The organism is Acinetobacter sp. Ac_5812, from assembly GCF_013072695.1.
Taxonomy (GTDB): domain Bacteria; phylum Pseudomonadota; class Gammaproteobacteria; order Pseudomonadales; family Moraxellaceae; genus Acinetobacter.
Map to the genome: position 1 here is coordinate 502,963 of NZ_LXUK01000022.1, position 14,152 is coordinate 517,114.

General features: G+C 39.7%; 12 protein-coding genes and 2 pseudogenes. 9 read left to right on the plus strand and 5 right to left on the minus strand.

The window, feature by feature from the left end:
• The first annotated feature begins 39 nt into the window (after nucleotides 1–39).
• The 3 genes and pseudogenes from A7P55_RS15875 (at nucleotide 40) to A7P55_RS15885 (ending at nucleotide 2,993) form a co-directional block, all read left to right on the plus strand.
• Nucleotides 40–204, plus strand: a complete 165-nt coding sequence (locus A7P55_RS15875) for a DUF1427 family protein (protein ID WP_004653475.1) — start codon at nucleotides 40–42, stop codon at nucleotides 202–204.
• A 40-nt stretch (nucleotides 205–244) separates the two neighbouring features.
• Nucleotides 245–955, plus strand: coding sequence for a YoaK family protein (locus A7P55_RS15880; RefSeq protein ID WP_171552848.1), 711 nt, complete (start codon nucleotides 245–247; stop codon nucleotides 953–955).
• 64 nt (nucleotides 956–1,019) lie between these two features.
• Nucleotides 1,020–2,993, plus strand: a pseudogene (locus A7P55_RS15885) (alpha/beta hydrolase).
• Nucleotides 2,994–3,043: 50 nt separating this feature from the next.
• Here A7P55_RS15885 and A7P55_RS15890 read toward each other — a convergent pair.
• Together A7P55_RS15890 and A7P55_RS15895 are read right to left on the minus strand one after the other, a co-directional pair.
• Nucleotides 3,044–3,470, minus strand: a pseudogene (locus A7P55_RS15890) (SgcJ/EcaC family oxidoreductase).
• A gap of 10 nt (nucleotides 3,471–3,480) precedes the next feature.
• Nucleotides 3,481–4,116 (minus strand): TetR/AcrR family transcriptional regulator, encoded by a 636-nt coding sequence (locus A7P55_RS15895; RefSeq protein WP_171552849.1) that lies wholly within the window; start codon nucleotides 4,114–4,116, stop codon nucleotides 3,481–3,483.
• Nucleotides 4,117–4,216: 100 nt separating this feature from the next.
• Between A7P55_RS15895 and A7P55_RS15900 the strand changes: the two genes are divergently transcribed.
• Nucleotides 4,217–5,590 (plus strand): flavin monoamine oxidase family protein, encoded by a 1,374-nt coding sequence (locus A7P55_RS15900; RefSeq protein WP_171552850.1) that lies wholly within the window; start codon nucleotides 4,217–4,219, stop codon nucleotides 5,588–5,590.
• A 57-nt stretch (nucleotides 5,591–5,647) separates the two neighbouring features.
• A complete protein-coding gene (locus tag A7P55_RS15905) occupies nucleotides 5,648–6,133 on the plus strand; it encodes a hypothetical protein (RefSeq protein WP_171552851.1) in 486 nt (161 codons plus the stop codon).
• 106 nt (nucleotides 6,134–6,239) lie between these two features.
• Here A7P55_RS15905 and A7P55_RS15910 read toward each other — a convergent pair whose 3' ends face one another.
• The 3 genes from A7P55_RS15910 to A7P55_RS15920 are packed head-to-tail and all read right to left on the minus strand — an operon-like array spanning nucleotide 6,240 to nucleotide 9,102.
• Nucleotides 6,240–7,151, minus strand: a complete 912-nt coding sequence (locus A7P55_RS15910) for an alpha/beta hydrolase (RefSeq protein WP_171552852.1) — start codon at nucleotides 7,149–7,151, stop codon at nucleotides 6,240–6,242.
• A complete protein-coding gene (locus tag A7P55_RS15915) occupies nucleotides 7,148–8,032 on the minus strand; it encodes an alpha/beta hydrolase (RefSeq protein ID WP_171552853.1) in 885 nt (294 codons plus the stop codon). Before A7P55_RS15915 ends, A7P55_RS15910 begins: the two co-directional genes overlap by 4 nt.
• A 17-nt stretch (nucleotides 8,033–8,049) precedes the next feature.
• Nucleotides 8,050–9,102: a sugar phosphate isomerase/epimerase family protein gene (locus A7P55_RS15920; protein WP_171552854.1), complete on the minus strand. Its 1,053-nt coding sequence runs from the start codon at nucleotides 9,100–9,102 to the stop codon at nucleotides 8,050–8,052.
• 182 nt (nucleotides 9,103–9,284) lie between these two features.
• Between A7P55_RS15920 and A7P55_RS15925 the strand changes: the two genes are divergently transcribed.
• The 4 genes from A7P55_RS15925 (at nucleotide 9,285) to A7P55_RS15940 (ending at nucleotide 14,104) form a co-directional block, all read left to right on the plus strand.
• Nucleotides 9,285–9,884, plus strand: a complete 600-nt coding sequence (locus tag A7P55_RS15925) for a TetR/AcrR family transcriptional regulator (RefSeq protein WP_171552855.1) — start codon at nucleotides 9,285–9,287, stop codon at nucleotides 9,882–9,884.
• A gap of 210 nt (nucleotides 9,885–10,094) precedes the next feature.
• Nucleotides 10,095–10,610 carry a sigma-70 family RNA polymerase sigma factor gene (locus tag A7P55_RS15930; protein WP_171552856.1) on the plus strand — a complete coding sequence of 172 codons (516 nt, stop codon included), beginning with the start codon at nucleotides 10,095–10,097 and terminating at the stop codon, nucleotides 10,608–10,610.
• A gap of 4 nt (nucleotides 10,611–10,614) precedes the next feature.
• Nucleotides 10,615–11,565: a FecR domain-containing protein gene (locus A7P55_RS15935; RefSeq protein ID WP_171552857.1), complete on the plus strand. Its 951-nt coding sequence runs from the start codon at nucleotides 10,615–10,617 to the stop codon at nucleotides 11,563–11,565.
• A gap of 94 nt (nucleotides 11,566–11,659) precedes the next feature.
• Nucleotides 11,660–14,104, plus strand: coding sequence for a TonB-dependent receptor (locus tag A7P55_RS15940; protein WP_171552858.1), 2,445 nt, complete (start codon nucleotides 11,660–11,662; stop codon nucleotides 14,102–14,104).
• Nucleotides 14,105–14,152: the final 48 nt, after the last annotated feature.

Consider the following 14,152-nt stretch of genomic DNA (forward strand, 5'->3'; position numbering starts at 1 on the left):
ATTTCACTTTATTTTAAGTGAAATCTAGGGAAAAGCACGATGAAAATGTATTTGATCTCTTTAGCTGCTGGGCTTTTGGTCGGTGTCATATATTACTTGTTGAATGTTAAATCACCAGCACCACCATTAGTGGCATTGTGTGGACTGTTAGGAATGGTGATCGGTGAACAATTACTTCCTGCGCTAAGAAATTTGATCAGTTGAAATTTAGCCGAATATAGGCTTGTTTTTTAGGAATTAGAAGATGGATGAGATGATAAAAAAACAACCCTTGAGCTTATGGGACAGTTGTCGAGATCCTGTGTTACTCACTGTCGTTGGCGGTGCAATTGATACCATAGGTTTTATCGCACTGTTCGGTTTTTTCACTGCACATGTGACAGGAAACTTGGTACTGGCTGGTGCGGCATGGGTGAGTGGTGGGTCTGGTATCTGGATTAAACTTGCTGCGATTCCATTGTTCATTGTGACAGTGGCGATCACTAAATATTGTATCGATCGTAGTGCTCAAAAGAGTAAGACGCTGAGTTACCTATTTCTTGGTGAAGCCATTTTTTTAACGGGCTTTATGCTGTCTGGGCTTTATTTCGAACCGTTCAACAATGCAAATAGTCTTACAGTCGCACTTACAGGTGGTTTGGGTTTAATTGCCTTGGCAATTCGAAACACATCAAGTAAAACTCTAATTAAACACATTAGTCCAAGTACCATGATGACAGGAAATACCACCCAGTTAGGGATCGATATTTCAAATTATATGAGACAAGCCAGCCCTGAACATAAACAGAAATTATTGCAAAGTTTAAGCATTGTTGTTGGTTTTATTGTGGGTGCATTTCTGGGTGCGATTCTTTATGTTTACCTCGATTTTTGGAGTGTCGCTTTCTTTATCATTCCTGTGCTTTATTTGGCTTATCTTGCAGCTCATCATCGTTTTGTTCAGCCTGAAACTTAAATGGACAGAGTTAATATATATTCAGTGCTTTGTTGTTAAATCATGATGTATGAGGTTGTATCGCATGGTAATCAATAGAAATACGCTAATAAAGGGCATTGTTATGCTTTGTCTCTTTTACAGCTTATCTGCCTGCCAGCTCGTCAAACTTCAACAACGAAGTTTAAGTGCATCCTTAACCGATAAAACTCAAAGCATCTTAACGCGACCTCAATTAAGCGATGCTTCACAAAATACTTTGCTTCTTGCCGGTATTTCGGCCAATGAATGTATCAATCAGCCCGATAGATGTGTACAGACTTTAGAAAAAAAACTAACTGATAATAATGAACAGCGTTATGCTGCAGCCAGTGAAGTATATTTGGCTCATGCTTTAGGGTTAAGTGAAGAAAAAAAATGTCATGTATCGTTATTGGAAAGACAGCATTTAACGAAACAAAATCAATGTCTAGATCAAGTACTGACTTCACTTGATCAAAGTATCCGTTTTAGCTATGCCTATTTATTTGAAACGCAACATACACCTCAACAGCGTATTTTTGATCAGAGGCAAACGCAGGTTCGGCTTTTTTATAATGTGGCACTTTCACGATTGATCACGACGGCTTATTTACGCTATCAATTCACTCAGTTTCCAAAACAATTGCTCATTAATCAGCATCTTTATTCTTTCAATTTCGATGATTATCCAGAATTAGCAATGACAGATATTCAGTTATTACAATCGAGTTACAATATGCGTTTTTCTGGATTTTACAGCGTCAATCGTCGAGATGGCTTTGGTTCTGAATTTGTGTTGGTTGCAAAGAATAAGCAGCCATTCAGCTCCGATTATATTTATGATCCAGAAACCTTTTATGCTGCTCAGGAAAATCCATATATTCATGCAGCAAGGTATTTATCTGTTACTGCTGTAGCACAACCATTAAAACAGACTCAAGTTGAAGATTTACTTCGAGATGCTGCATTAGAAATCAAGCTGATTGATCCTTTTCGCCATGATGAGGTTCAGGTCGCGGGTGGGAATTATTTATTAACAGCTAATTAATCAGCACCATATGGTCTTTGGTTAGCTGAAAATAACTTAGGTGGTACAGGCTACAAGAGCTTGATCGATCGTAAAGAACAGTTGAGCATGCCACATTTATTCATGTTGGAGCCATATCAACCGAATAAAAAAATTATTATCTTTATCCATGGTTTAGCAAGCAGTCCTGAAGCGTGGATTACGCTGACGAATGATATTTTAGGGGATGATAACTTACGTAAGCAATATCAGGTTTGGCAGGTTTTCTACTCCACCAACATGCCGATTTTAGAAAGCCGCGCTCAAATTTATGCCTTGTTGAAACAGGCATTTTCAATGCATGATCCTAAAGACGCTGCAATGTCTGACGCTGTTCTGATTGGACATAGTATGGGCGGCATTATTAGTCGTCTGATCATGGGGCAGGGTGATATCCGTCAGCAGGCTGTTGATGCCATCAATAACGAACAAGCACATGATTTTATTTTCTCACCCGCCGTCAGTAAGCGCTTTATCTTCCGTCCAATTGATCAAATTAACCGTGTTATTTTTATTGCAACACCGCATAAAGGTACGGCCTATGCAGATCGCTGGTTTACACTCGCGTTACGCAAAGTTATTCATTTACCCAGCAAGTTTTTAACTGCAGCCGAGGTTGCGGTCACAGAAAAGAAAATTGACTTACAGCAAATGAAAAATAATCTTTCCTCAGGCATCATTGAAAACGGACCAAGTGATTTAAGCTATCAGTCTAAATTTATGAAAATGACTCAGGATATTCAACCGATAAAGGGTTTAGCCTACCATTCAATCATGGGTAATATCACGCAAAGCCAAGACCCCGATAAAATGACCGATGGTATCGTGCCATATACCAGCTCACATTTAGAGGGGGCTTTATCTGAAAAAATCATCCAAGGTGGGCATTCGATTCAAGAAAAACCAGAAGCAATTCTGGAATTAAGACAAATTTTAAAATTACATGCCAAGCAGCATGCCTTGCCACAATGATGGTTTAGTGCATAAGAATTTAATGATGGAAATAAAGTAGTCTCTAAATTTTAGTCATCTCTTAAGATTGCTTGTCCAGTTCTTGGATTGGTGAGGGTTACGTTTTCTAAGGCACGAATCAGCCAAGATTCTTGCTGCTTGGTCAATACGGCAAGAATTAAAGTATCTACCTGATGTACACCAACTGGGTGAGCTAGACCTGCTGTTAATCTGCTCCAAAAATGGATAATCACCACATCCTCTGTGATTGGACTCAGCTCTAAGATTTCATTCTGAATGGGTCGAATCGCGATAGATGGTTTCATGAATAGGAAGATGCAAGGCAACAATTTCTTTTATACCTTTTACATAGTGCCCAAAGCGATTTACAAAGCTTGCATCCTCACAAAATAGCGAGGCAAACCCAGCCATATCATGTTCATTCCAAGCCGTTTGGAATAAATATGGGATTTGTTCTGGGGTAATTGCTTTAGCCATGATCTTTTCCTTAGCTCAATCCCTTAATCAGCGCGCTGATCGTCATTTCTTTTAAGGTATTCGGATTTCCCCAAGGATATTCGGGAATACCAATCAGACTTAAGGTAATCCCTAACATACTACAGAGTAGAACGTTCTTGATTTCGTTCGCATCACCTGCACGTATTTCACCACGGGCTTGTGCTTCCTGAATCGCACGGGTGTAAATTTCTAATTGAGGGACTGCTTGCGAAGCATCGACAAAATAATGTTCGTCTGCATTTTGCGGATGATCTTCAATAAGGAAAATTGCTCTGCAATCATTCGGTCTGTTTAACCAAAAATCAACTTGAGCTGTACACAGCTTTTCTAGTCGTTCCGATTCAGGACTGCTGTTGTAGCATTCTTCCAGTTCAAGCATTAAATCTAAAAAAATCACTTCCCAAATATGGTGCAATAACTGTCTTTTACTCGGAAATAAAGTGTAGAGCGTTGCGGGTAAACAATCTGCTTGGGCTGCAATTTTACGCATAGATACACCTTCGTATCCATGTGCTGCAAATAGGTCTCTGGCCGCCTGAATAATCACATTCCGATTGGCTTCGATTTGTTCCTGACTGCGAGGAGGACGTCCACGGCGAGGTGCTTTTGTTTGATTATTTTCCATAGCTATTGATTTTAGTGAACACGTTCCATAAAATCAAATTTAATTTTAATGAACGCGTTCATTAAAATATGAATGATAATTTTAATAGCAGGAAATAATGATGGATACTCAAACAACTGAAAAAACGTGGGATGCAATCGTGGTCGGTGCTGGTTTAGCAGGTTTAAAAGCAGCATTGGAATTAAAGAAAGCGGGTAAAGATGTATTGCTTCTGGAAGCGCGTGATCGTGTCGGTGGTCGCTCAAAAGCAGGGGAAATTTATGGAGAAACCATTGATCTAGGTGGGCAATGGGTTGGTCCGCAACAAAAACTGTTATTGGCACAGGCCCAAGAACTAGGTGTCAAAACCTACCCTCAATTTATCAAAGGCGCGAGCTTGGTCAGTCGTAATGGTTTAGTCAAATCCTATCGCTCCAATATCCCCAAGCTGCCAATTGCTTCACTGCTTGAAATTGCGCTACTTGAACGTCGTTGGAATAAAGAAGCTCAATCATTACCGAATGGAGAACCTTGGTTAGCAGCACAAGCGAAGCAATGGGATGCAGAGTCGGTCGAAAGCTGGTTGTTAAAACATGTGCTCACAGACGGTGCGCGAGATTTTATGCGAACCATCGTAGGGGCACTCTTCTGTTGTAATAGCTCTCAGTTATCCTATTTGTTTTTTCTCGAATACTTTAGACAAGCGCATGGACTTGAAGTTCTCATCTCAACTGAAGGTGGGGCACAGCAAGATAAATTCATCGGGGGGGCATGGCAAATTTCGAAACTGATTGCAGATCAATTAAAAGATAACTTAATCTTAAATTCACCCGTTTTAGCCGTTGAGCAGCATGCAGATCATGTCAAAGTTGTGTGTAGAGCCCAAAGCTATAAGGCAAAAAACATCATCATTGCCACACCGCCTGTACTCGCATCCAAAATTCATTACACACCACCGCTACCTACAAAGCGTGAACGGTTATTACAGAGTATGACTATGGGTGCTGTGATTAAAGTTCATTTGGCCTATAGCAAAGCTTTTTGGAAGCAACAAAACTTAAATGGCGCTGTGGTAGCGACAGATCGAGCAGTCAGCGTTGTGTTTGATCAATCTCCTGAAGGAGCAAATCATGGGGTTTTACTCGGCTTGATCGAAGGTGATTATGCAATTGAGTTAAGTTCACTTGATAGTGAGACACGTCGCCAACGGGTCATTTCAGATTTTATTTATTACTTTGGTCAACAAGCAGCGCATCCTTTGGAGTATGTGGAACAAGACTGGCTCACTGAAGCGTGGTCTCAAGGGGGATATGTTGCACATATGCCACCAGGGGTGATGACCACTTATGGTGATTGTATCAGACAGCCTGTCGATCGAATTCATTGGGCGGGTACAGAAACGGCAACTGAATGGAGTGGCTATCTAGATGGTGCTTTACAGTCAGGTATACGTGCTGCCAAAGAAATTATTCACAAACAGACGTTAAGTCTGTGATTGTTCCGTAGTCGCCTTGAATTACATGATCTTCATTCTAATGAATAAGGAATAAATATGCGGTCTCAACAGTTTCTAAATGGAATTAACTATGAATTGCAAAATCGTGCTTTTGCGCTTAGCGCAATTGTACGTATCGCCAATCGCGTACAGGGAACACAAGAATATATTTTCTGGAGTGCCTATGAAAAGTTAGAACGATTCAATACAGCACATTATTTTGCATATGCAGAGAAGTTAGGCCTCGATGCAACACCATCTTTTTTGACGAAGGCAAAAGCATCACTGATTAGTTCAACGCCATCTTTCTTATTGGATGAATTACTTAAACTGGTTTATTCAAAAACCAAAGTTTATATGGAAGATTTAAAACAAGTCCATGCTCAAGGAACAAAAGCAGATCGTGAGTTTCTAGACTATATGCTTGCACAAGAGCAAGTCCAAATAGAATTGATGGAACTGGCAATCAAGAAGCAATATCGTGAAATTCCCCCTAAAATTGAGCAGTTTATCCAGAATTATCGAGACAAGGAACTGGTCTAGCGCGTGTTTTCTTTTTATTAAGTTGAAAGTAAATCGTCCTATACCTGCATCGATATAGGACGATTAAACAAATAAAATGGCTACGTTATTAAACGCACACCATTATTTAGATTCGAACTTTGTCATAGATTGCTTTCGCAGCTGATGTGATCGCTAACATATGAATCGCACCATGAATCATGCCTTCTAACAGGTGGAATTTCACACCGACACCAGCTTCTCTCAATTTCTCTGCATACTTTTCACCATCGTGCCGAAGTGGATCGTATTCACATACAAAAATCGTGGCATCAGGTAGGTCTTGTAATGAATGTGCGAGCAAAGGGCTGACAAGTTCATTTACTTTGTCAGACTCAACATTAAGATATTGATCCCAACAATAAGCCATAGTTTCAGTCGTTAAGCCAAATCCTTGTGCATATGTTTGATAAGAAGTGTTACTCATGGTGGCATCTAAGGCTGGGTAGAACAGCAGTTGATGCCTGATTTTAATATCTGGATGTTGTTTTGCCAGTAGGCAAGCCGCTGCTGCAATATTTGCTCCAGCACTGTCTCCACCCACTGCAATACGGTTTTTATCAAGACCAAATATCGAAGCATTTTGCTGAATATAAGACAATGCAGTAAAAAAATCGCTTAATGGTATCGGGAATTTAACTTCTGGCGCTAAACGATAGTCGACGGAAAAGATCACTTGCGCCGTTGATTCAGCCAATAAACGACAAGCACGGTCCCATGCATCTAGGCTGCCAAGACACCATCCACCGCCATGGGCAAAGACCATAGCGGGGCGTTGTTGTACATGTTCTAAGGCATAGGGAACATAAACACGAACTTCAATTTCCGCTTGATCCTCAGTCATCACCCTAAAGCTATGTTGATAAGATGAGTCTCGTTCAACGCCTTGTTGTTGGATAATTGATTGATTTACTTGTGCTCTGAGTTCATCTAATGTATTTGCAGCGGGTAATGTAGACTGAGACTTAAGCCAATTTTTGATTTCAGTATCTAAAGTCATCTTGCTTTTCCCTGCTGTAAAAAATTAAGGATCAATGAACAAAATACTTCTGCCTGTTCTTCCATAATGAAATGACCACAATCTTTGACAATTGCACTCGATAACTGAGTGCTCACTTTTTTCATGGTTTCATAAGGCGCATCATTTGTGGCATGCTCGGCACCGATTGCGAATACGGGCATGTCTAAAGTTTTGGTTTCCCTTAGTTTATTCTGACGAATAGTTTCAGGGATGGCGCGATAGTAATTAAAACCTGCTGTTAAACGCCCAGAAACCTTATACGCCTCTATATAAGTTTCAGCAGCAACTTTATCTCGATGCCATGACCATTTATCAAAAATATAATTGAGATAGGTTTCTTCACGCCCCATCACTAAAGCTTCAGGCAAATCGCTAATCTGATTAAACATAAAATGCCAGAGAAAAATATTCTGTTCAGGTGGAACAAAAATTGGGGGCGGTGGAGCCAACCCCGGAATAACAGCTTCTGTGAGAGCAAGATGAGTGACGGATTCAGGAAAGTCGCAGGCAAGTGCATAACCCACCCACATCCCAATATCATGCCCAATAACGGCATAGCGATGATGTCCAAGTTCAGACATCAGGCTAGATAGAATTGCGGCAATGCGTCCAGTATCATAATGACCATCCAGTGGAGCTGAATATCCAGTTCCAGGTGGATCAACCGCAATCGCTTGATAACCATGCTGAGCCAACTCAGCCATGACATGTCGCCATGCATACCATGTTTGCGGCCACCCCGAAATCAGTAAAACAGCGGGGCCATTTCCTGTGGATACGTAATGTAATTTTTTAGCTTCAATATGGATATAGTGATGATTAAATTGATTTGATAATTTTTCAGTGTGCGTCGTCATCATTATTTCTCGTTCTACGCTTAAATGCCCAATAATTGGTTGATTTGTGATTGATTTACTGGCGTAGCGGCAAAGTCATCAAATATTTTATCGGTCACATGGATAATATTTTGTTTAATAAATTCAGCACCTTCACGTGCACCATCATCTTTATTTTTTAGGCAACATTCCCATTCCAACGTTGCCCAACCTTGATAATCGTTATGTGCTAATTTTGAGAAAATCGCTTTAAAATCAACTTGACCATCACCTGTGGAACGGAAGCGACCAGCTCGATCTCCCCAATTTTGATAGCCACCATACATGCCTTGGCGGCCTGTCGGTGTGAATTCAGCATCTTTTACATGGAACATACGAATGAAGTCCTTGTAGATATCTAAGTATTCTAAGTAGTTCAGTTGTTGAAGAATAAAATGGCTAGGATCAAACAAGATCTGACAGCGTGGGTGATGATTGGTGCGTTCTAAAAACATTTCAAAGCTAATGCCATCATGCAGATCTTCACCAGGATGAATTTCATAGCAAAGATTAACATCATATTCATCACAGACATTTAAGATCGGAGTCCAACGGCGAGCAAGTTCATCAAAAGCTGTTTCAATCAGCCCTTCAGGACGTTGCGGGAAGGGAAAGATATAAGGCCATGCTAAAGAACCAGAGAAAGTTCCCATATCATGTAGCCCTAAACGTGCAGAAGCTTGAACCGAAGCTAACATCTGTTGTTCAGCCCATCGGGTTCTTTCTGTTGGTTTTCCATGCAAATATGCGGGTGCAAAACCATCACATAATGCGTCATAAGCGGGATGGACTGCCATTAACTGACCAAAAATATGTGTGCTTAACTCACTAATTTGCAAACCGTTTTGATCTAAAATGCCTTTGATCTCATCACAATAATTCTGACTTTCCGCTGCTAAATTGACATCAAATAATCGTTTATCCCAAGCAGGAAGTTGAACAGCCTTGAAGCCATTGTCCGCAACCCACGCTGCAATACTTGCTAAATTGTTGAATGGGAAAACATTATCACTGAACTGCGCGAGATGAATACTTGGGCCTTTGATTGTTTGCATCTTTGAAACTCAATTAGTTGTCGATTGACAAACAATAGGCTGAATATTCTTTAAAAACAACTCATTTTTTCAAATGAATGTCAAAAATTGGGCTTAGATACAACAAATCATATTGATTTATTTGCGAAAAATATTTTTCCGATTAATAATAAAAAAAGACTAGATTTGATAAAAGAAGCACTATGGCGGGTCGACCAAGAGAGTTTGATCGAGAAAAAGCGTTGGTCAAAGCACGAGATTTTTTCTGGCAGCATGGCTATGAAGGAACATCCATGTCAGATTTAGTTGAGGTTTTGGGTATTGCTTCAGCGCGTATATACAAAGCCTTTGGTTCAAAAGAAGCGCTTTTCAGAGAGGCTGTTAAACATTACGAAGAAAATGAAGGTGGCTTTGCAAAAAAAGCATTGCAGCAGCAAAATATCAAAGCGGTAATGACCCAATTATTTCAAGAAGCGATCAAGTTATACACTCAAACAAATCATGCTTATGGTTGCATGGTTGTTTCTTCGGCAAGTGTATTAAGTGAAGAAAATCAAAACCTTCTAGTCTGGATGAAACAGCAGCGTCTTGAGCGTGTTGAAGGTCTTATTCAACGTTTTGAGCAAGCTAAACAGGATGGCCAATTGCTGGAGGATGCCGATCCTGAACAATTAGGACAATATTATGGGTTGGTTTTACATGGCTTGTCTGTACAGGCAAGAGATGGCTATTCAGAACAAATCCTTTTATCAAACATCAGCTTGGCACTTAAAAATCTAGATCAATATCTTGTAAAAGCATAAGTTAATTTTTAGATATTCAACGCTAGATTACATACTAGAAAAAAGGAACAACAATGTTCCTTTTTTTAGAGTTTTGGCAAAAATAAAAAATGAATTGAATTATCATTGCAATGTGAGCGCCGGGTTGGAAGTTTAGTCGTAAATTACATTGAATTTAGAAAGACTTTAAATGATAATAATTATTATTTGTATAACCGAATGGCGTATTTGATGTCATCTCCTGCGATAGACCAACAAATTTCAATGCTATACCAGCAGCACCACACGTGGATTTATCACTGGTTATATAAAAAACTAGGAAACTCAGCAGATGCTGCAGACTTAGCGCAAGACACCTTTCTGCGTGTGTTGGCGCGACAACAACAATTAGAATTTCAGCAACCCAGAGCGTATCTTGTCAATATCGCAAAAGGGCTCATGGTGAACTGGTTACAGCGAAAGGAAGTAGAACGTGCTTATCTTGAGGTTTTAATCGAGCAACCTGAAATACAACAACCATCACCAGAACATCAAATCATAATTATTGAAACCTTATTAGAGGTTATGACGCTATTAGCTGAGTTACCTTATAGCGTGGTTCTAACGTTCTTATATGCCCAGTTAGAAAAATTAAAATATCAAGAAATCGCAGATCGCTTGGATATTTCAGTCAGTACCGTGAAACGCAATATTCGGCGAGCTTACCTCCATTGTTTGAAAGCAATGTTAGCTGCTGAGGATATCTAAGCTCATGTCCAATTTGGATAAGCAACAAATTTTAGAGCAAGCGATTGAATGGCTCATACGCATTCAAGAAAGCGAGCTTTCATCTGATGAACTTGAACAACTACGGCAGTGGCAGTTACAGAGCACAGTGCATCAAAAGGTTTGGGAAAAGGCGCTATTACTACAAACAAAATTTTCACATGTTCCTATAGATGTTGTGATACCTGTCGTACAAAAAGTGAGTTATTCATCCAAGCAGTATCATAAGAAATATTTATGGTTGTTGGCATTTGTTCCATTATGTTCAAGTCTGTATTTTACCAATCAGCAGATGCAATGGTTTGCGGACTATCGCAGTGGCACTGGTGAACGCAAAAGTATTACTTTGCCAGATGGTGGAATCGTGTTACTGAATGCCTCTTCTGCCATTGATGTTGACTATACTAACCAGCAACGAACTATTCGTTTACGCAAAGGTGAAATCTGGATTGAAACTCGACATGACCAACTTAATCGCCCATTTGTGGTGAATACCGAACAAGGCTCAGCACAAGCCTTAGGAACAAAATATCTAGTGAAAATGGTGCCTGAATATTCGCTGGTTACTGTGGCACAAGGAAAGGTCCGCGTTTCAGCTCAGCAATCAAAACAAAAGCAAATCGTTGAAGCAGGGCAGCAGCTTGCCTTTAATGAGCATCATATCGATCAAATAAAACTCTATGAGGAAAGCAGTATTGCATGGACGAAGGGCTTTTTAATGGTGAATGAAATGAGCTTAAAAGAGTTTGTTGCGCGTTTACAACCCTATCAAAGAGGCATGATAAAAACCAATACTGATGTTGAAAACATTAAAATATCAGGAACCTATCCAATTGATCATTTAGAAAAAGCCTATGCAATGCTTGCACAAACTTACGGTCTTAAAATTGAGCAATATGCAGGTGGCTATTTCACCCATATCCAAGCAGCAGAATAAACAACAGAAAAATATCATTTTTTATGAGCTGATTTTGATTCTCAACTGGCATAGATGATAAGGAACACATCATTGTTAATGACTAGGGGAAAACATGTACGCTCAACAGGGAAAAACCGTACTTACAAAAGCAATCGGGATCGCAATACTCAGTGCTATATGCGGTATTTCAGCCACAAGCTTTGCTGCCGATAAGCAAACACAACAGCACTATGAGATTCGATCAGGGCAGTTAGGACAAGCATTATCCAGTTTTGCAATGCAATCTGGCGTCGCATTATCATTTGATCCAAACTTAACCAACGGACTGTATACACGAGGTTTAGCGGGTTCTTATCGTGTCACAGAAGGATTTGAACAGCTTTTAAAAGGTACAAAATTACAATTAGTTCAGCAAGACCATGGTGGTTGGAGCATTGAAAAAATAAAAAAAACCTCACAGCAACCCAAACAAATACGCGAAGTCGGACAGCTTAAAAATATTGCAGTAAATGGTACAGAAAAATCGGCTGATGCTTCTCAACTTCCCGTGATTAAAGTTTCTGCGGAAGACCAGCCCCAAGGATTAAAAAAACAAACTCAGTCAGGTGTTTTGGGCAATAAGTCGATTTTAGATACCCCTTTTTCGATAACCGTAGTGGAAAGTAGTGATATTGAAAAGCGCGGTGCAAAATCGATAGGACAGATTTTTGCCAATGATGCATCTGTTTATACACCAACCAACTCGATGTCCACCGATTGGTGGGGCACCCAAATTCGTGGATTAGGCGTCCGCAACTATTATGTTGATGGTGTTCCTGTGTATTTATCTTGGGGCGGTGATTTTCCTGTAGAAGTTGCTGAAAGTGTTACTGCTTTAAAAGGGTTGACGGGCTTTATGTATGGCTTTGGCACACCAGGAGGAGCAATCAGTTATCAAACAAAACGCCCAACAACAACACCAAAAAGCAGTTTACAGCTTGATTATCGCAATTCGAGTTTATTTTCTGCTTATGTCGACAATAGTAATCATTTGGACAGTCTGGATTTAAACTATCGTTTCACACTGGGGGGCGATACTGGGACGGCATATAATGAAACAGACAATAGCCGTTTTGTGACATCATTTGCATTCGATAAACAGTTAACAGATGATTTAACGTGGGAAAGCAATGTTGTTTACGAATATAACAATCGAAAACATGAGCCAATTCAGTTCTATCTTGATAGTTATGATGTGATTGGTAGCAATGGAAAACTGCCTAAAATCAAATATGATTATGATCACATCAACATTGATGGTTCTTATTATAAAACAGCGACGTTGGTTGCTTCTACAAATTTAAAGTGGAAAATCAATGATGACTGGACTGCCAAATATGACTTTGGTTATACCCGCAAGAAACATCTATCAAATAAAATATTTGCTAACCTTGCCAACGAGCAAGGAGATTACGATGGGAATTTATATAGCTTTGCGGGTTTATCACAGTACTTCTTAAATCAGTTGCAACTAACAGGCAATATTCAAACTGGATCAATTCAACATGAGCTAGTCGCGGGGACAGGCTATATCCGAAATTTTGATAAATATTCAGAATTTTTCTGGGGTGATTATTTTAAGGGTAATATCTACCGAAAACCTGATTACAAAATAACGCATACGCCTAATTTTTATTTATCACCCGAAAGTACACCAGAGAGTCAGATTTATGGTTTCTTAAGCGATACGCTTCATTTTGGGACACAGTGGCAAGCTATTCTCGGCGTGCGTTATACCTATTTTGATAATGAAGCAGCAAGTGGCTCTGGAAATGGTTATAGCACTAAAAAGGCGACACCTACCGCTGCTTTGATTTATAAACCGATTCCAGATGCGACTATCTATGGCAGTTATGTAGAAGGAATTGAACGGGGGCAACGTATTGAAGCGCCGTATGCAAATGCGGGTGAACAACTGGATGCCACCGTTAGTAAACAGTATGAAGTTGGATTTAAATATGATCTTGATCAATTTAGCTTGAGCTCAGCTTTATTTAAAGTTGAGCGTGTAGAAGCGATGGATGTTATTCGCAATAGCTTAAAATATTTGACCCAAGATGGTCTGACAACCTATCAAGGTTGGGAAATGAATGGGACATATAGACCATCCGATCAATTGAAATTAGGTTTAGGGCTACTTCATTTAGACGGTGAAATTAATCGTGTATCTGATGAAAATAAAGCCATTGAAGGAAATAGCCCTGCATTTGCTGCAAAATGGCAAGCCGTTTCCAGTGCTGAGTATAGCTTTCCGATGGTTGAAGGCTTAAGTGTACACGGGAACGTTCGTTATAATGGATCTTCATATATTACCAATACTAATCAGATGAAAGTTCCTGCTTATACGCTTGTCAATTTGGGAACATCTTATAACTTTAAACTCAATAAGTATGATGCTGTACTGAATGCCAATATCAATAATCTATTTAATAAAAAATATTGGGCAGGCGGTGGATATGGTGCTGGAAATTTAGGTGAAGCGCTGAATGGTTCACTCGGTTTAAAAATAAACTGGTAAATGGATGCATCTAATTTGCAAGAAATTATATATTAAATAAACGCACCA